This window comes from Bradyrhizobium uaiense (assembly GCF_010811875.1).
In the GTDB taxonomy this organism is placed as follows: domain Bacteria; phylum Pseudomonadota; class Alphaproteobacteria; order Rhizobiales; family Xanthobacteraceae; genus Bradyrhizobium; species Bradyrhizobium uaiense.
The window spans coordinates 1-17,887 of the sequence record NZ_VKHP01000200.1 but is presented as its reverse complement, the minus strand read 5'-3'; the positions used below and the strand labels follow the sequence as shown (position 1 = coordinate 17,887).

Sequence of the window (17,887 nt, the reverse complement as noted above, 5' to 3'; positions counted from 1 at the left end):
CTGCTTCTCAAAGCTCAAGCAGTTCCGACGTGTCGCAACCCGCTTCGAAAAAACGGCCCGGAATTACCGGGCCGTCGTCACTCTCGCTGCCATTGTTCTATGGATGCGCTAGTGTCCACACCACCTATAGCGCTCTGATGCAGCGCCGCCCGCAATGATACAGCCGAGTTTGTGTTGCGCCTCTTGTTCGGACAGATAGGAATACGCGAGTGCTCACGCCCTTGATGACGGCGATGCGGCGCACTGTGTTCCTTGTGAAGATATCTCCCAAGTTTGGATACGATGACCTCGATGAAGCCGGTAGTGTTCTTTGATCGCGATGGTGTTCTCAATGAAGACCATGGCTATTTGTTCGAGCCGGGCAAGCTGCAATGGATCGAGGGCGCGCGCGAGGCGGTGAAGACGGTCAACGATGCCGGCTATCTCGCCTTCGTGGTCACGAACCAGTCAGGCGTCGCCAGAGGCTTCTATGCCGAACCCGACGTCGAGGTCCTGCACCGCGGGATGAGCGATGAACTCGCCAAGGTCGGCGCACGCATCGATGCATTCGAATACTGCCCGCATCACCCCAATGCCGTCGTCGCGCAGTATCGCGTTGCGTGCGTTTGCCGCAAACCAGGTCCGGGGATGCTCCGCATGCTGCTCGGCCGTATGCCGTCGATGTCGCGCGAAGCTTTCTGATCGGCGACAAGGCCAGCGATGTCGAAGCCGCCGAGGCCGCCGGCATCAGGGGGCACTTGTTCCCGGGAGGGAACCTGGAGTACTTTGTGGGTCAGCTTCTGCGTGAGAGCGGGAGTGCGGCGACGCCGGACCGTCCGAGCGCTTCATTCTAAGGCAGTTGCTTCGAACGTTTTGTCTTGGCATCGACGCCGGTCCGGCGGACCTGCCGCCGCTTACCTTGTGCGGACAATTGTACGTTTTGTGCGTCGCGGTCGGCTATATGGTCGAGATGCCGGTCGCATGACCCCAGATAGAGTATTTCGGTGTTGGTTTCGAAGGATTGTAGGCTCTACACGATCGTTGGCAGGATAGCGTTTGCGCCTCGCAAGCTGCGTTGGTCGAGGGGAGATCGGCCTTGACCGACGCAGGCATCCGGAGGCTGTTGATCTGCGCAGCCTGGCTGGCGCTGATCGTGATCGCGATCACGACGGTGGCGCCGATCTACGATCGTCCCTCGTTTGGCCATGCGAGCATTGAGCGGCTGATCGCATTCGTGGTCTTGGGCGCCATGTTCGCATGGAGCTATCCAAATCGGCTGCTCCTCAGCGTTCTGATCGTGTCCTGCGGCGCGTTCGGGCTTGAAGCGCTGCAATTGATCACGCCGGACCGCCATGCCCGCCTCCTCGACGCGTTCGTGAAGCTGGCCGGCGGCTGGAGCGGCCTCGGTTTTGGGCACCTCAGCATGTTCTTCATGCGCGCAGGCCGGCTGCGGCTCGGAAGCCAAAGCGACGGCTAAAGCGCGATGCGACCCGGTTGGATTCTCATCGCGCTTTAGCTCCTCGATTGAGCATGATCTTTTCGGAAAACCGCTTCGCACTTTTCCGGATCATGCTCTAGGCCCGCTGGTAATCGTCCTGGATGCGGATGATGTCGTCCTCGCCAAGATAGCTGCCGGTCTGCACCTCGATCAGCTCAAGCTGGATCTTGCCGGGATTCTCCAGCCGGTGCACCGCGCCGATCGGGATGTAGATCGACTCGTTCTCGTGCACCGTCTTGATCAGCTCGTTGACGGTGACCTGCGCGGTGCCGCGCACCACGATCCAGTGCTCGGAGCGGTGGTAATGCTTCTGCAATGACAGCCGCCCGCCCGGCTTGACCACGATGCGCTTGACCTGGTGGCGGTCGCCATTGTCGACCGACTGGTAGGAGCCCCAGGGCCGATGCACCTTGATGTGGCTCTCGGTCACCTCGGGCGCCGTCACCTTCAGTTTGGCGACCAGCCGCTTCAGCCCGTTGGCGTCCTGCTGCCGCGACACCAGCACGGCGTCCTGGGTCGCCACCACGACGAGGTCGTCGACGCCTTCGAGCGCGACCAGCGCGCGGTCGGTGGTGACGTTGCAGTTGCGGGAATCCTCGAACACCGCCATGCCGCACGAGGCGTTGCCCTGGCTGTCCTTCTCGGACAGCTCCCAGACCTGGCGCCACGAGCCGATGTCGGACCAGCCGCAGGCTACCGGCACCACCGCCGCGCGCGCGGTCTTTTCCATCACCGCATAGTCGATCGAGATCGCCTTCGCCGCGGCAAAGGACGGCGTATCGAGCTTGACGAAGCCGAGGTCGCGTTCGGCGTTGGCGACCGAGGCCTCCACCGAAGCGACGCTGTCGGTATCGACATTGCGGTACTCGTCGAGCAGCACCGCGGCGCGGAACATGAAGTTGCCGCTGTTCCAGAGATAGCTGGCATCGATGTAGCCAGCCGCGGTTGCAGCATCCGGCTTCTCGACGAATTTTGCCACCGCCCTCACCTCGCCGGCGACGGTCTCGCCCGGATTGATGTAGCCGTATTCGGTGGCGGGGCGTTCCGGCCTGACGCCGAAGGTCACGATGCGGCCCTGCTCGGCCGCCACCAATCCCTCGCGGCACGCGGCAACGAAGGCCGGCGTATCGCGCACCAGATGATCGGCGGCGAGCGCCAGCACGATCGCGTCAGCGTCACGCGCTTGCGCGAACGCGGCGCCGACCGCAATTGCGGGGCCGGAATCGCGCCGCATCGGCTCCAGCAGCACGTCGGCCTCGCGGCCGATCTCGGCGAGTTGCTCCTGCACCATGAAGCGATAGGTTTCGTTGGTGATCACCATCGGTCGCGCGAACAGGCTTTCGTCCGACACGCGCAGCAACGTTTGCTGAAACGTCGAGCGTTGTCCGAACAGCGAGAGGAACTGCTTCGGATGCACCTCGCGCGAGGCCGGCCACAGCCGGGTGCCGGCGCCGCCGCACATGATCAGGGGGATAATTTGCCGTACCATCGGTATGCCTCAAGCTTGACAAGATCTCGTCATGGCGCAGCAAGAATGGTGCCAGCAACAGCAACACGAGTTCTGTTGATTCAAGCGTCCGCGCCTGCCGCAAAAAGGACGACGACGATCTCATCCCTGTGAAAGTTGGCCGAACAAGGACCATGCCACCACACTTGCACCGTCATATTTCTGTCTCGGTCAGCAGTCTTCGTCTGTCGACCCACGCCTCCCGGGCGAGCGGGACAGCGCAGTTGCTGCTTACCCATTCCACCCGTGGAAATGCCGTTGTATTGTCCACGCCGACAAAGGACGTTCATCCTCAACGCGGTTACACTTTTGCAAAGAACTTCCCGTGTGATGAAGACGGCTATCCGATACCGGCCTGCCAGAGGCGCACAGCCGGAACATCCAATCCAACAACGTAGAGAGGCTGAATGATCCTGGTAACTGGAGGCGCCGGCTATATCGGCTCACATGCTTGTGTTGCCCTGCTCGCGGCAGGTGAGGAGGTTGTCGTCCTGGACAATTTCTCCAACAGCAGCCCCCTGGCGCTAGAGCGAGTCCAGCAGATCTGCGGCAAGCGGCTGACGATGGTCGAAGCCGATATCCGCGACCAGGACGCGATCGAGAAGGTCCTCGCGCAACACGGGTGCACGGCGGTGATGCATTTCGCCGGCCTGAAATCCGTGCAAGACTCGGTCGCCCAACCACTGGAATATTACGACCAGAATGTCATCGGCTCGCACCGGCTGCTCCGCGCCATGCAGAAGACCGGCGTGAAGAAGATCGTGTTCTCTTCCTCCGCGACCGTCTACGGCACGCCGAAATTCCTGCCTTACACTGAGGACCATCCGCTCAACGCAATCAATCCCTATGGACGCACCAAACTCATGATCGAGGATATGCTCCGCGATCAATATGCGAGCGATCCGACCTGGGCCGTGGCGGTCCTGCGCTACTTCAATCCGGTCGGCGCCCACGAGAGCGGCTTGATCGGCGAGGACCCGAAAGGCGTTCCCAACAATCTGGTGCCGTTCGTCGCGCAGGTCGCGATCGGACGTCGTGAGCGGCTCAATGTCTGGGGCGGAGATTACGATACGCCTGACGGGACCGGCGTCCGGGATTATATCCATGTGATGGATCTGGCCGACGGCCACGTCTCCGCACTTTCGTTGCTCGGCAGTCCGAAATGCTTTGCCGTCAATCTGGGCACGGGCGCGGGTAGCAGCGTGATCGAGGTGATCCGCGCGTTCGAAGCGGCGAGCGGAAAGCAGATACCCTACGACATCAAGCCGCGTCGCGCCGGCGATCTAGCCGCCTATTATGCCGCGACCGACTACGCCACCAAGCTGCTCGGTTGGAAGGCAACCCGATCACTTGACATGATGTGCGCCGATCACTGGCGATGGCAAAGCACCAATCCGAGCGGGTATGTCTGACGTCGCATCCGGTTGCTCTCTCTTTCGTCGCGCTCGAGCCGCCGGCGAAGCGTGGGTTGCGAGCTCTCGGCGCGCGCGCTTCCTGATCGATCGCGCCCCGCCGGTCACTTTGGAGCAGCGCCGTCGTCCGGCTTGCCGCCATTCGCCACGCATTTGTTGTAATAGTCGATTTGCTCGCGCCCCGATCCTTTGGCGCTTCCCGCCGCCGGGTTCCCGGGCAAACGCGGCGGAAATTGGGCCGCGGTCAGCACATGACACTTTCGGGCGACTTCGGCCGTAATCGCCGAAGCCGAATTGGAAAACAGGCTCAGTGCCAAGCATACCAGCGCGAGCATTGTGCATCCGAACTTCAAGTCGCCGAACATGGAACCCTCTTCCAGCCAGGCCGCGCTGACAACGCGCCGCCATCGTTGGCACATATTCTAGTCCAAATGCCGCGATTTGGTTCAAGCGAAAAGCCCAGGCAACGGGGATCGAAGCTGGCTGACTCTTCAACCATGCAGCAAACGACCCGGCAGGACTCGGCGAGTGCGCGCGACCTGATGCCGCACGATGATGGCCCGTTGGAGGACAATTCCAACGAGATTCAGTTTGCGCTTGTCATCGCGCGGATGATCGACACGGTCGAACATAGCCCCGAGCATCTCCGCCAAGCGGTTTACGATCTCGCCCGTTACAAGCTGCGCGAGCAATTCACTTCCGCGGACGAGAAGGACATCAAGCGGGCACAGCAGGCGCTCGAAGCCGCCATCCGCGGCGTCGAGGACTTTTCGAGGCAGCACATCGCCGTTGCACGGCCGGACGCTCCGAGACTGGAAGACGGTTCCGGTGGCACGCAGCACCTCGACCGACGGCCGGCCGTTTCAATCGATCCCGCTCCGGCGGGGCGCAGAAGGTCGCCGCATCCGTTTTCGCCACTCGCTATCCGGACCATTGCCGCGCTGCTCGTCGTCGGCGGGGCCGCGGGCGCCGTCCAGCAGAAGGAGCGGCTGGCATCCTGGGTGCAGCACTGGTCGCACCCGCAAGAGCAGGTCGCGGTCCCCTTCCAAGCGCGCACGCCGATGGCAGCGGTCACGGCCGCAGTTCCGGCCCCACCCCCGAAGCCCAATCCGTTGCGACCGATGGATTACGGAGTCTATGCGATCGAGGGCGATTCCCTGAGCGAGTTGCAACTACTGCCCGGTCGTCCTCCAGATATCCGTGTTGCCGTATCGGCCGCGTTGCGAACGCCAAGCCACACGGTGCTGTCGAGCGGACACCCCAAATTCATCGTATTCCGCCGCGACGCGGCGACCAACATCGCCGACCGCGCGGAGGTCCGCGTGATCGCCAAGGTCGCGCGGGAATTCTCCGCCGAGGTTGCAGGCAAACGACCGGAGGATGGCGATAGCTGGGTGATCCGAAACGTCGCTTTCCCGTTCCGCGTGTCGCCACTGCCCGACAATTCGGAAATGTACGAGCTGCACAGCGAAGACCCCGCGCTTGAGCTGACGCCAGGCCGTTACGCGCTGGTGGTGAAGAACCAGGCCTATGATTTCACCGTCGGTGGCGACGTCACCGATGCCAAGCAGTGCATCGAGCGGATCGTTACGACCAACGGCACCTTCTATTCCGATTGCAAGAAGCCTTGAGCCTTTCCGCGCCGGCAACATGACCGCACCTTCCCGGCCTTCGACCGGGGCTGCGCGCATCGTTGGTCGAGGGACTTCCGACCCTATTGGTGAAGCATGAAGTTGTGAAACTCCGCGAGGTGCGCATCCGGCGATATCGTAACGTGGAGGGGCTCGACATGGTCGGTCGCCGGCAAGGCCGACCGCAGACTGTCGAGTTGCGGCATCGCTTGGTGGTTGACAGGTTTAAGGTTGAACTCGCTCGTGCTTGCCGATGAACCGGCACGATCAAAGGCAAAGCTGTCGCCCGCCAACCGCACGGCTGTCGGAGCTTGGGGCACCGGCGTCGGTTGTGACGCCGAAACCGAGCCGAAATCAAATCCATCCTTGGGCGGATCGATCACCAGCGTGCCGCCGCTGCCGTCGTTCGAAAGATTGAACGTCGAATGCGCGTAGTCACCGACCAGCGAAAGGTGCGCCGTGTGGCTTTGAGCATCGGTCACGGTCAGCACGCCACCGGTCGTGTCTCCTGAATAGGACGCGGACGTTGCGGACCCGAAAGCAATGTCCTTCAAGTCGATCTGGTTCGAATTGGACGCGGTCCCGTCGCCGCTCAGATGGATCAGCTTGCCGGTAAACTGCGACGCGTGATCGAGCACCAGCGTGCCGGTCGCTGCATTGAAGGTGATCGATCCGGAAACGGCGCCGGCTAGTTCGAGCTTGGCCCCGGCTTCGATCGTGGCCGGCTGGATCATATTGGCCAGGGGCAGAACGAGCTTTCCGGAAATATCGAGGACCGTCGATGCCGTGTCGATCACGCCATCGCCGTTAAGGTCCTGGTGGAAGACGCTCTCGATCGCCTTGAGTGACGCATCGGTTCCAGACACGCTGCCGATAATCTTGGAGGCGAAGTTGCCGTTGCTGTCGGTGGTCCACACCGAGTAGTTGCCGCTGACGGAATCCTTCCAGGCGACGTCGTAGCCGCTCGAGGTCGCCTCCGCGCCGATCGGCGACCAGATGCCGAATTGACCGGCGACGACGGCGGCACCGGCGTATTTCAACGTGGGTCCTTCGCTGCTGCTCCCGATCGAATCTAGCAGGTAGTAGCTGCCGAGTTTATCCAGACTGGTCGTGCCGGATGCCTCGATCGACGTGGTCGCTGGTATTGGCGTCGAGGCAACCGGCGGAACGCCGATCACACGATCGCCATTCAGGTCCTGGTGGAAGACCTGTTCGATCGATTCGAGTGCCGAACTGGTTCCGGATACGTTGCTCAGAATCTTGGACACGAAGTTGGCATTGCTGTCGGTGGTCCAGACCGCGAAATTGCCGCTGACCGAATCCTTCCAGGCGATGTCATAGCCGCTCGAGGTCGCCTCCGCGGCGACCGGCGACCACGTGCCAAACTGCCCCGTAGCGACCGGCGCTCCGGCATATTTCAGCACGACGTCGTTGCCGCCGGTGGAGAGATAATAGTCTTTTCCGACAGTGGTCAGATCGGTCACTCCGGCCGACTCGATCAGGGTGCCGACGACCGGATCGAAAGCAGCCGAAGATCCGCTCAAATTGCCAGCCACGTCGGTTACCGTGGCGGTGAACACGTGAACGCCCTGCGTGAGGGACCCGGTCGTGATATTCCAGACCCCATTGGACGCGGTCACCGCGGTACCAAGCAGCGTGATTCCTTCGTACAAGTTGATCGTACTGCCGGCTTCCGCCGTTCCGGAGACCAGCACCATGTTCGACGAGGCGGGCGTGCCTGAAACGATCGTCGGAGCATTGGGCGCAACGGTGTCGACCGTGACGTTCAACGCTGCCGATGTCGCGCTCACATTGCCGGCCGCATCTACCGCTTTGCTTGTAAAGGCATGAGTGCCGTCGACCAGTGCACCGGTCACAAACGACCAGTTGCCATTGACGTCAGCGGCAGCCGAGCCGATCTGTGTCGACCCATCAAATATCAAGATGTTGCTGCCTGCCTCCGAAGTGCCCGTCAAGGTCAGTTGATTGGCGTTGGTAATGCCATCGCCGGTGATGTTGCTGTCAGGCGAAAACGAGCTGACGGTCGGAGCGCCGGGCGCCACGGTGTCGACAGTGACGTTGAGCGCCGCGGAGGCTGCACTGACCCTTCCGGCCGCATCCACGTCTTCCGCTGTGAAGGCGTGGCTGCCATCGGGCAACGGCGCGGTGGCGAAGAACCACGAACCATTCGCATTGGCCGTGACGGTCCCAATCTGAGCTGTACCGTCGAACACCTCCACGGTGCTGTCGGCCGTCGCGGTTCCCATCAGAGTGAGCTGATTGGCGTTGGTGATGCCGTCACCGACCACATTGCTGTCGGGCGAGAACGACGTGATGGTGGGTGCAGCAACAGATGCGGCACCGAAATAGTTGGCCCACGCGGCAGCCTCGAGCGGTTTGCCGTTGGAGGCGTTTGAAAACTGGTAACTCCCGCCGCCGTTGGAGTCCCAAATGTTCACGAAACTGATGTTCGCCCCGGATTGCTGCAGGGTTTGCGAGAGCCATTGAACGAATGTCGGATTGTCGACGACGCCCGCGCCGTCGGTTGTGTTGCCCGCACCGGTCTCGGCAATGGCCAACGGCTTGCCCGTCGATTTTGACAGGTCGATCAGCTGCTGCAGTGTCGTCGCATGACCTACGCTACCGTCGAGCGACCATTGATCGGAGGCCGGGTAGCTATAGTAGTGCATGAGGTTGACGGGATCGGCCGCCCACTGTTGAAGGCTGCTGTCGTACACGGGATTGCGCGAGTTGAGCATCTGTCCGCTCAGGTCCCAATCGTACAGATGCGTGTGGTCGCCATAGGGATACAAGTCGCCGTAGACGTCTGCACCGATCATGTCGACATATTGGTTGCCGGGGTAGACGGTCTGTATGGCGTTGCCGGAATCGCTGTAGTTGACCACGCCCGGATTCCACATCACCTGGAGGTTGACACCATCTGCCTGGGCCGCGGCGTGCAATACAGTGTAGATGTGCTGATAGGCCTTGACCCACTCTGCCTGCGTGGCGGCATCGTTGCCGGCATAGGACGGCATGGTGCTGATGTTCATCTCCCAGCCGACCCGCCAGATTTGTGTCGTCGAGCCATTGTCAGCCCACGCCTTCACCATGCCCTGCAGGACCGAGTCATATGTTCCCGCCGCAAAGGCATGGTACTGCTGATCCGCAGTTCCAGAGCCCGCAGCCGTGGAGCTCATCGGCAATCCAATGACCGGAATGACACCCTTGAGGACGGCAGATTGCGCAACGGACGTAGCGTCCCACCCTGACTGCGAGACCCATTGCGAGATGGGTTGGGTCTGATCGCCAAACTGATCCAGATATTGCGGCTTGGCGCCCATCAAGCTGGTGAAGCCATTGAAGTTGGCTTCGAAGGCCGCTTCTTCGGTCGGATCGGAAACGTTTGGATTCCCGACGTCGACACCGAGGGCATACGGCGTGATCGGAGGATCGATCACCGTGGTGCCGCCGCTGCCGTCGCTCGACAAATGAAACGTTGAATTCGTGTAGTTCCCCACGAGGGAAAAATGTGCGACGTGATCCTGCGTATCGCTGACGGTCAGGACGCCGCCTGATGAGTGGCCGGCGTACGAAACCGTTGTTCCGGATCCGAATGCGATATCCCTCAAATCGATTTGGTCCGAACTGAGCGGATTACCGTCACCTGTCAGATTGAATATCTTCCCGGAAAATGCAGACGCGTGATCCAGGATCAGGGTGCCAGTTGCGCCGACGAATGTAATTGATCCGGAATATGCTCCGCTCAATTCAAGGCTTTTGCCCGCATCGATCGTAGCTGCCTCGATGGCTGCCCCAGAAGAGCCATCGAGCGCAACGTCGATGCTGCTGCTGTGACCAGCGGGTTCGCCGACCTCCGTGGCCGCGTGGAGCGCGTTATTTGCTGGAACCGGATTGCCGACATTCTCGGCCGCCGAAGACGAGGGCGCGTCGCCGCGGGACAGCGTTACGACCATATCAGTGTCCGCCTGCTCGGCGGTTGCCGGCATACCAGCAAAGGTTGCTATGGCGTCGTCCTGCATAAACGGGACGTCGCCGCCTGCGTTCGTCCCGAATTCGCCGATGGTGTCGGAGCCGCTCTCGCTCGGGAGAACGAACATGTCGCTGCCTGCTCCGCTTGCAAGAAGATCGTTTTCCGTGCCTCCGAAGGGAATGTCCGATCCGGAAGTTCCGACGATGACGCTCGCGCGGGTTGGGTTCACTGTCATGGCTGTGGTGCTCCTTCACTCACACCCATCACGAAGCCGTTCAAGCGGGTTTACGAACTTCGAAACAAATTGAAGCATGCGTGCGAATGCACGGACCAACGTGCAAATGAGTTGCGGGAAGTTCCTCTGCGGGAACAGCGCGATCAACAAGCGCGCAGTTCACGCCGCGCTCTGTAGCCGAGCTCCCGGACTTGATCTAACCGGTAGTGCTACGGTGCAGAGATGATCGCGCGGCGTCGGCGTGCACAATCGCGGAACTTTCGGCCTCATGATCCGTGCTGAGTTCGTCGTGCGACGGTCAAGGTCCGGCCCGGACGATCCCCATGCGAAGGTTCCTCGAAAAAAGATTGCTGGAGTCCGTCAGCAGCGTCGCCGGAGGTCCTTCCGCGCAAACCCGGCCGGCCTCGAGGCATATCACGTGATCCGCGTCGAGCACCGATTCCAGGCGGTGGGTAATGAGCAGCAACGTCCGACCGTCGAGCTGCTGCTGGATCGCAGCCTTGACGCTCTCCTCCAGCGAGCGATCGAGAGCGCTCATGGCCTCGTCAAGAATCAGAAACTCGGGCTTGCGCACGATCGCGCGGGCGAGGCCAAGACGCTGGCGCTGCCCGCCCGAAAAGCGCGTGCCGCGCTGTCCGATCCACGAGTCGTATTTGTCGGGCAACGCTTCGACGATTTCCGAGATCCCAGCAACGCGCAGCGCGTCCAAAATCTCCGCCTCCGACGCGTCGTTCTTGGACATGCGCACATTGTCGATCACGGTGCCTTCGACAAGGTCCACGTCCTGGCCGGCAATCGCGAGCAGGCCAAGCCATTCCGTTCGGCGAAGATCCCCGATAGGACGATCATCAACCCGGATGCATCCCTCGGTCGCCGAATAAAGACCCAGCAGAAGGTTCACGATCGTGGTCTTGCCCGCCCCGCTCGCGCCGACGAGCGCGGTGATCTTGCCCACCGGAATGTCGAAGGAGACGTCGCGAAGCGCCGAATCGGATCGGGCATCGTACCGGAAGGTCACGTTGCGGAACGAGATCTTGTCGACCAGCCTGCTAATCGCGAGATGTCCAGGCTTCGGATATTCCTTGTCGTCCTTCGCCAGCATGAGGCGGATGGAACGCAATTGCGGCTCAATCTGCGCCATGTATAACAGGCTTGTCTCCAGCTCGCGCATATGCGGCTGCAGTCGGTAGAGCAAGGCAACCGCGGTAAGACTGGTAGCGAACCCGATTCCCCACATGTTGGCGGACGCAATGACAAGGCAAAGCACCACGAGATATCCGACTTCCGTAAGCGGAGACACCAATGCTGACAGACGAGCAAGTCCCAGTGCGACCCGGCGCGCTTCCGCCGATGCGCCCTCGAAGCGCTCCTGATGCACCTTCTCCTGGCCATACGCACGGATCGTCCGCATGCCCTGAAGCGTCATCAGCATGTGCTCTCCCAGTCTCTGATGAACCAGCTTCACTCCGCTACCCAGCTGCTGCATCGGCCTGGAAAGATGACGCATTCCGGCTGATACGACCATCGAAGCTGCGACGGCCATCACCGTAATCTTCACCGAGAGCGCAAGGAGAAACGACAGGAAGAGAAAGATCGAACAGGAGCTGACGATGATCCGGGTAAGGCTGCTGTACGCCCCGGAGATCAACCATGTTTCGGTCCCGAGGACCTCCATCAGGTAGGCCTCATCATGACGCTGAAAGAACGAGTATGAGGTCGACAGATACTGCAGATGGACGCGGTTGCGCGCGACTTCGTTGATCTGCTCGCCAACATGTGCGCTGATCAGCGTATTGGCGAAGGCCAGCGCGCCACGCACTATGATGAGAAGAAGTACCACCAGAGCGGTTTCAGTCGAGCTGTGAAACCAGCCGGTCGCATGCCGAAGCGCATCGCCCAACACGCCGCTCGTCGACGTCGCGAGCTCGACCTGGCCCATAGCGAGGTAGAAGAAGAGCAACACGAGCGTTATCCCGATGGTCTCCGCCAGCGATGAAGCCACGCCAAGCACGATCAGCAGCGGCGTAGCCAAACGCGGCAGCGGGGCCACCTTGAGCAGCCGCCACAGCTCGGCCAGTGCCGCGCGCCGCGCGGCTCTCGGCCTCTTCATGTCGTCCGTGTTTTCTGCCATCAGGATTGACTGGGGTCGCCGATCAAGAACGACGGCAAGGGCCGTCGGAGCTCTCTGTGTCGCAGGCTGCGGAACGTCCACCATGTCGCGGAGACGATATCCCGCGGCAGACCAAGCGCTGCCACCTTGACAGCCAGTGACGGGTTCCGTCGGAATAGCAGCAAGAGGACCGACACAAAGTACCGCAAGCGGCCGCCGGCCAGCGCTCTTCGAAGCAGCCACCGGGCGTAGTTGCAGATTCCGCGGTCCAGCAAGGCGACGCGATCGGGATGCCGGGCCGCCATCTCCTCGGCGACCAGCATCCAGGAGCGGAACATGCGCGTCATGTCGCTAGACATGTTGTTCGGCAGGTAGCGGTAACCGATCTGATATTCCGGCACCACGGCGAAGCGATAGGTTTCCGCGACGCGGCAATAGAACAGCAGATCTTCGCAGCCCTGAGCACCCGATGCCCGGAGGCCGCTCTCGAATCCGCGTGCCGTGATCAGGGCTTCCCTGCGAACCATCGCCGCACTTCCGTTACCGATGAAGTTGCCCTCGAACAAATAATCCAGCACTTCGCCGGCATGAAACACCGGATCGGACTTCACGCTCACGCGGCTCTTGGCATCGATCCAGGCGTACCAGCTATAGACGAGACCTGTTCGCCCCCCCCCGTCGATCATGGCCTGGAGCTGCCGTTCAACCTTGCCCGGCGCCCACAGATCGTCGGCATCGATAAACGCGATGAACTCCGCACGCGCGGCTTGCCAGCCGGCGTTGCGAGCGGCCGCGACGCCGGCGTTGTCCTGCCTGATGATCGTAATGCGCGCATCGCAATCCGCATGCCGCTCCGCGACCGCGAGCGTGTCATCGGTGGATCCATCGTCCACCACGATGATTTCAAGCTGATGGTGCGACTGCGACCGGACGCTGCGAAGCGTCTCATCGATCGTCGCCTCGGCGTTGAACGCTGGAATGACGACACTGACCAGGCACGCATTTGTACTCATTGATACCGCTCCAAGCAGTGCACAAATGCCCCCAGACCATGGTCGCCTCTCACCTCGATGCGCGGAAGGTCGAGTAGATCATCCTGCAACCCGACGGCCCGATCGACCGTGTTGAATATCGCCTTATAACCGCACTCCGCCGCGAGAATTCTAAGCCGCTGGTCGGTGCATCCAAATGGAGCCGCAAGCGACGTCATCGGTCGCTCCAGCCAAGTCTCTAGCTGTATGCGGGACCGCAACAGTTCTTCCGCAAGTTCTGCGCTTGAAAGCCCGTCGCTTCGTGGATGGCGTGCGAGGTGACTGCCAAACATCGCGCCTTCTCCGGCAAGTGCGATGATCCTGTCGACATCCATCAGCGGTGCTGGCGTTCCGAACGATGCATCCCATTCGGCTCGCGCGCCAACCAGATCGGTGACGATGAACACCTCCGCGGAAAGGTCATTGGATTTCAGTATGGGCCACGCCTGTTCGGCAAAGTCCTGATATCCATCGTCGAATGTGATCACCAGCGGCCTGCCCTCAAAGGGGTAGTTGTTGGCAACAAACCATGCGAGCTGCTCCGAGTTGATCGTGTGGTAGCCATTTCTCCGCAGCCACAGCATCTGGTCCGCAAAGAGATCCGGATCGACGCGATAGCGCGCAAGCTGCTCCGGCCCATCGGTTGCGATTCGATGGTACATCAAGACCGGAACGTGCGAGCGCCGCTCCGATTGCCGAACCTCCGATCGCCGCCTGACGGCGCCATGCCGCACGACAAATCGCGCAACCTCGCTTTCGATCGGTGCATCGATAACGGCGGTCGTCACCTGCGGGTCGGGCCTCATCTCGCCAGGCGTAAGGCGCTTGTAGCGATCGACGCGATAGAGTTCGGTCTGCACCGATGCCTCAAGCGCAAGCTCGGGCAACCGCGCCATCACCCGTGCAATCGTCTCGGCCCCGTACGGACTTTCCCAATCAAATCCGGTACGGGAGGTGTCGTCCTTCAGGACGTAACTATGAGCCGAGATGAGATGACCGCCGGGACGCAAGGCTTGCGCAATTCTTTGCACGACACGCGCCAGTTCGGCTTCGTCATCCAGGTAGTAGAGCACCTCGGAGCAGCAGATGAGATCCATCGCATCGGGGAGACGGTCGGCGGACAGGTCGAGCTTGGCGAAATCCACATTGCGGATCCCTTGGCAACGCATGCGCGCCCGCTCCAGCGCGGTCGATGAAATATCGGATGCCGTGAGGTGTCCGACCCTTGGCGCCAGTTGCCAACTAAAATGCCCTTCCGCGCACGCCAGCTCGATCGCACGTTCCGGCCGCTCAGGCGGCAACAATTCCAGTTGCCGTCGGTACTTCTCCTGCTCGTAGGGCGAACTATAGTTCCACGGGTCTTCCCTCTCGAAGAACCTTTCCCAGAACAACTCGCGTCCAACGTCGCGTGGACCTCCTTCAAGCGCATGGCTCTCGCTTTTGTCCGGAGCGGGCTCGCTTGACGCAAACCGCGGTTTGACTTCGCTGGACATGCGCCCCTGCAACACCTGCAGCCGATGCTGGTGACTATCGGGCCCACCCCGCGCAAGTCGCCCAATTCGCTCTATCACCTTGGCGAGCCGGCTCAGATGTCGAAGTCGCCAACGCCTGCCCACCCCTTCCGGCAGGTGCGCAAGGTGTTCGCGAACCAGCTTCACCCAGAACTCGAAATCCACCGCCCCGAGCAATCCGACATCGAGCAAAGCCAGGACTTGCGGTCCATCGCAAATGTAAGCGTAGAGCCGGTCCACATGTTGGGGCGGACAAAACGCGGGAGGTTGCCTAAGATCGACGCGGACGCCCAGCGTCAAGGCGAGCTCGCGCGGCGCCGACAGGTCATCATAGTCGAGCAGCACGCGCTCGAATCGATACTGGGTCCTTCGGGCTTCGCCCGGGTCATTCCAGACCTTTCCGATTGCAGTGATCAGCTTGGTCACATGGGCACCGAATTGCCGCCAGCGACCGGCCAATCTCTCCGGCGATGCACGAGCCCCCACCGAGATTGCGTCGAGCAGGCAAGAGGCGATCTGGTCCGCCGTGGTGGCCGATTGCGGTATGTCGGCAAGCACCTCTCTGGGAAGGCGGTTCTCCCTTCCTCGCCCGCAATCAATGCCCCAGCACCAAAGTACAAAATAGGCATGCGCTGCCGCCTGCGGCCTGCCGCCGGCACCAGATGCTCCGTTCCGATGTTCCAGCGCTGGCTTCTTCACCCGCTGGTCGGTGGAAAATCCTCGCGCAATAACGGCGGTCCCGTCAGCCAACATCTGCTGGACGTTACCGGACAGCGAATGCTCGCTCGACCAATAGTAGCTGAGCAGCTCATCGACATGAATCCAGTTACCGCCGGTTCGCGCAATCCGCTGCCAGAGATCCCATTCCTCGCACGTACGAAGGTTGGCGTCAAAGCCGCCAACGCCCATGACTGCGCGTTTTTTGACAAGAACGCTGTGAACCGCCACGGGACAACTGCGCGCGAACGCTTCGAATGGATTGGCCGCAACCGCTGCATTGCTATAGCGAGGCGTTTGGCCGCCATCAGGCATCACGCGACAATGATCGCAGCAAGCGGCGATCGCCGAGGGATTGTCATCCATCGCAGCGTTCATCTTGATCAGAAATTGCGGGTCAATCCAATCGTCGCTGTCGAGAAACAGAATCCGTTCGCCATTTGCGCGGGATAGGCCGACATTGCGAGCCGCCGATGCACCCGGTCCGTCGGATCGAAGCGGAATGAAGCGGGGGTCCCGCGCGGCATATCCGGCAACGATTGCCGGCGTTGCATCCACGGAGCCGTCGTCAACGATCAGCGCTTCCCATCCTGGATCGGTTTGGGCCAACAAGCTTTCGACCGTTCTAGCGATGGTCTGCTCGGCATCGCGCGAGGGGATTACGATCGAGGTAAGTGAACCGGCCGTCATTCGCGCTTCCCCTTGCTGTGATAGAAGCGGACTCCTGACGCACAGCCGGCGATCTCCTCCTTGAGGAACCGGTCGGCGATACGCTTGCGACCGATCGCCCCGCGAAGCAGTCGGTAAGCATACCATGTCGGAAGATACAGGTACGCACGCACCCGGTTCCCCTGGAGAGCTGTTCGCTCGTGTTGGACCAGCAGCGCCGCGACATGGCCCCGCATGTAGTAAAAGATCTGGCTCGCGAGCCCCTCGATCGTGCGTCGATGAACGTGGAACGCAACGGAAGACGGTGCGTAGCGGCAGGTGTAGCCGTTTGCGAGTAGCCTGTACCAATATTCCGAATCGCCGGAACATCCGGCCTGGCCGACGTCGAGACGTTCGTCGAACAAACCGATCCGCTCGAACACGTCGCGGCGAAACGCCATGCTGGCCCCAGCACCGATTTCCCACGCCGGAAACGCGTCCCTCCGATGCGACTTGAAGCTAGAACTGTCGAAATCGCGCTCCAGGTAGCCCTTGCCAAATCCCCAATAGGTCTCGAAGTGACGCTGCGCCTCGGTCGCGAGTTCTGCCGGAAGGACGAGCCCGGTCACGGCGGCGACTTGCGGCCGATCGAATGCCGCCACCAGCCGCTCCAGCCACTTCGGATGAAGCAAGACGTCGTCGTCGGTGAAGGCCACGATGTCGCCGGTTGCACGAAGCACACCAGCATTACGGGCGATATCGAGCCCTGGCCTGTCTTCGCGTATGTAGATCACTCCCGCCGCCAACGCGACATCGTGCGTACGCCGATCCGATGACGCATTATCGACGACGATGATCTCACGCGGCCGGTAGCTTTGCTGTGGCAATGACGCAAGGCATGCGGCGAGTTGGTCCGGTCGGTCCCGCGTACAGATCACGACGCTTGCCGAGACAGTCGGCCTGACTTGTCTCTGCAACTCGTGCCCGATAGCCGGGAGAAAGTCGGCGTCGATGTGATCGATGTGGGAGCCGATCTGCCATCCCTCATGCATCAGCACGTGACCGATCGGCCGGTCGCCGTGCCAGAACACGGTCATGCCGTCGCGCAATCCAGCTCCGACAATGTCCGCAGGCGACGTCACCGCGACATGCGTGACCCCCTCGCCTAGCGGCAGGTCTGCGATAGAAGGGAGCATGGTCATTTCGTTGCTGCGTCAGGCCGGCGGATGGCGATCTCGCCACTCAAGTGCAGTCTTGATGATGAAATCGATATCGGATTGCTGCGGTCGCCAGTCGAGCTCTCGCTCGGCCTTCGCGAACGATGCAACGAGCCTGGCGGGATCGCCTACCCGGCGCTCGCCACGGCGCACGACCGGCTCTCGCCCGGCGGCGCGCTTCACCGCCTTGATCAATTCAAGCACGCTCGTGCCGACGCCGGTTCCCAGATTGAACACATGGGTGCCACGCCGCTCGAGCAGCATTTCGCCTGCAAGCACGTGGGCTCGCGCCAGATCGTTGACGACGGCTCCGTGGATGCAACGCCGGCAATCGTTGCCGGATATGCCGCGCGGGACCCCCGCTTCATTCCGCTTCGATCCGACGGACCGGGTGCAT

At 61.4% G+C, this 17,887-nt stretch carries 12 protein-coding genes and 1 pseudogene; 7 read left to right on the top strand and 6 right to left on the bottom strand.

The window, feature by feature from the left end:
- The 4 genes and pseudogenes from FNJ47_RS34625 to FNJ47_RS34615 form a co-directional block, all read left to right on the top strand.
- Positions 1 to 112: pseudogene (locus FNJ47_RS34625) on the top strand (IS5/IS1182 family transposase); the annotation flags it as partial.
- Positions 113 to 291: 179 nt separating this feature from the next.
- Positions 292 to 681, top strand: coding sequence for a D-glycero-alpha-D-manno-heptose-1,7-bisphosphate 7-phosphatase (locus FNJ47_RS34620; protein WP_347341749.1), 390 nt, complete (start codon positions 292 to 294; stop codon positions 679 to 681).
- Complete coding sequence (locus tag FNJ47_RS54010; RefSeq protein ID WP_347341748.1) at positions 600 to 833, top strand: HAD hydrolase-like protein; 234 nt, start codon at positions 600 to 602, stop codon at positions 831 to 833. The genes FNJ47_RS34620 and FNJ47_RS54010 overlap by 82 nt, the downstream gene beginning before the upstream one ends.
- A 242-nt stretch (positions 834 to 1,075) precedes the next feature.
- On the top strand, positions 1,076 to 1,456 hold the full coding sequence (locus FNJ47_RS34615) for a hypothetical protein (protein ID WP_175068457.1): 381 nt from the start codon (positions 1,076 to 1,078) through the stop codon (positions 1,454 to 1,456).
- Positions 1,457 to 1,553: 97 nt separating this feature from the next.
- On the opposite strand, the gene FNJ47_RS34610 is transcribed toward FNJ47_RS34615, so the two are convergent.
- Positions 1,554 to 2,966, bottom strand: coding sequence for a mannose-1-phosphate guanylyltransferase/mannose-6-phosphate isomerase (locus FNJ47_RS34610; protein WP_163160388.1), 1,413 nt, complete (start codon positions 2,964 to 2,966; stop codon positions 1,554 to 1,556).
- 425 nt (positions 2,967 to 3,391) lie between these two features.
- On the opposite strand from FNJ47_RS34610, the gene galE reads away from it, so the two are divergent.
- Both galE and FNJ47_RS34600 read left to right on the top strand, forming a co-directional pair.
- On the top strand, positions 3,392 to 4,396 hold the full coding sequence (galE, locus tag FNJ47_RS34605) for a UDP-glucose 4-epimerase GalE (RefSeq protein WP_163160387.1): 1,005 nt from the start codon (positions 3,392 to 3,394) through the stop codon (positions 4,394 to 4,396).
- Between the two features lie 233 nt (positions 4,397 to 4,629).
- Entirely contained in the window at positions 4,630 to 6,027 is a 1,398-nt protein-coding gene (locus tag FNJ47_RS34600; RefSeq protein ID WP_163160386.1) for a hypothetical protein, read from the top strand.
- 83 nt (positions 6,028 to 6,110) lie between these two features.
- Here FNJ47_RS34600 and FNJ47_RS34595 read toward each other — a convergent pair whose 3' ends face one another.
- From FNJ47_RS34595 to FNJ47_RS34575, 5 genes are all read right to left on the bottom strand, one after another.
- The gene (locus tag FNJ47_RS34595) at positions 6,111 to 10,256 is read right to left on the bottom strand and encodes an Ig-like domain-containing protein (RefSeq protein ID WP_163160385.1); all 4,146 of its coding nucleotides are present in this window, start codon (positions 10,254 to 10,256) and stop codon (positions 6,111 to 6,113) included.
- 298 nt (positions 10,257 to 10,554) lie between these two features.
- Positions 10,555 to 12,387, bottom strand: coding sequence for an ABC transporter ATP-binding protein (locus tag FNJ47_RS34590; RefSeq protein ID WP_163160384.1), 1,833 nt, complete (start codon positions 12,385 to 12,387; stop codon positions 10,555 to 10,557).
- Complete coding sequence (locus FNJ47_RS34585; protein WP_163160383.1) at positions 12,387 to 13,379, bottom strand: glycosyltransferase family 2 protein; 993 nt, start codon at positions 13,377 to 13,379, stop codon at positions 12,387 to 12,389. The genes FNJ47_RS34590 and FNJ47_RS34585 overlap by 1 nt, the downstream gene beginning before the upstream one ends.
- Positions 13,376 to 16,315: a trifunctional glycosyltransferase/class I SAM-dependent methyltransferase/polysaccharide deacetylase gene (locus FNJ47_RS34580; protein ID WP_163160382.1), complete on the bottom strand. Its 2,940-nt coding sequence runs from the start codon at positions 16,313 to 16,315 to the stop codon at positions 13,376 to 13,378. The genes FNJ47_RS34585 and FNJ47_RS34580 overlap by 4 nt, the downstream gene beginning before the upstream one ends.
- Positions 16,312 to 17,475 carry a glycosyltransferase family 2 protein gene (locus FNJ47_RS34575; RefSeq protein WP_236000263.1) on the bottom strand — a complete coding sequence of 388 codons (1,164 nt, stop codon included), beginning with the start codon at positions 17,473 to 17,475 and terminating at the stop codon, positions 16,312 to 16,314. Before FNJ47_RS34575 ends, FNJ47_RS34580 begins: the two co-directional genes overlap by 4 nt.
- A gap of 24 nt (positions 17,476 to 17,499) precedes the next feature.
- Here FNJ47_RS34575 and FNJ47_RS50620 point away from each other — a divergent pair.
- Positions 17,500 to 17,887 (top strand): glycosyltransferase (locus FNJ47_RS50620; protein WP_206685379.1); only part of this gene is annotated, 388 nt, incomplete at its 3' end.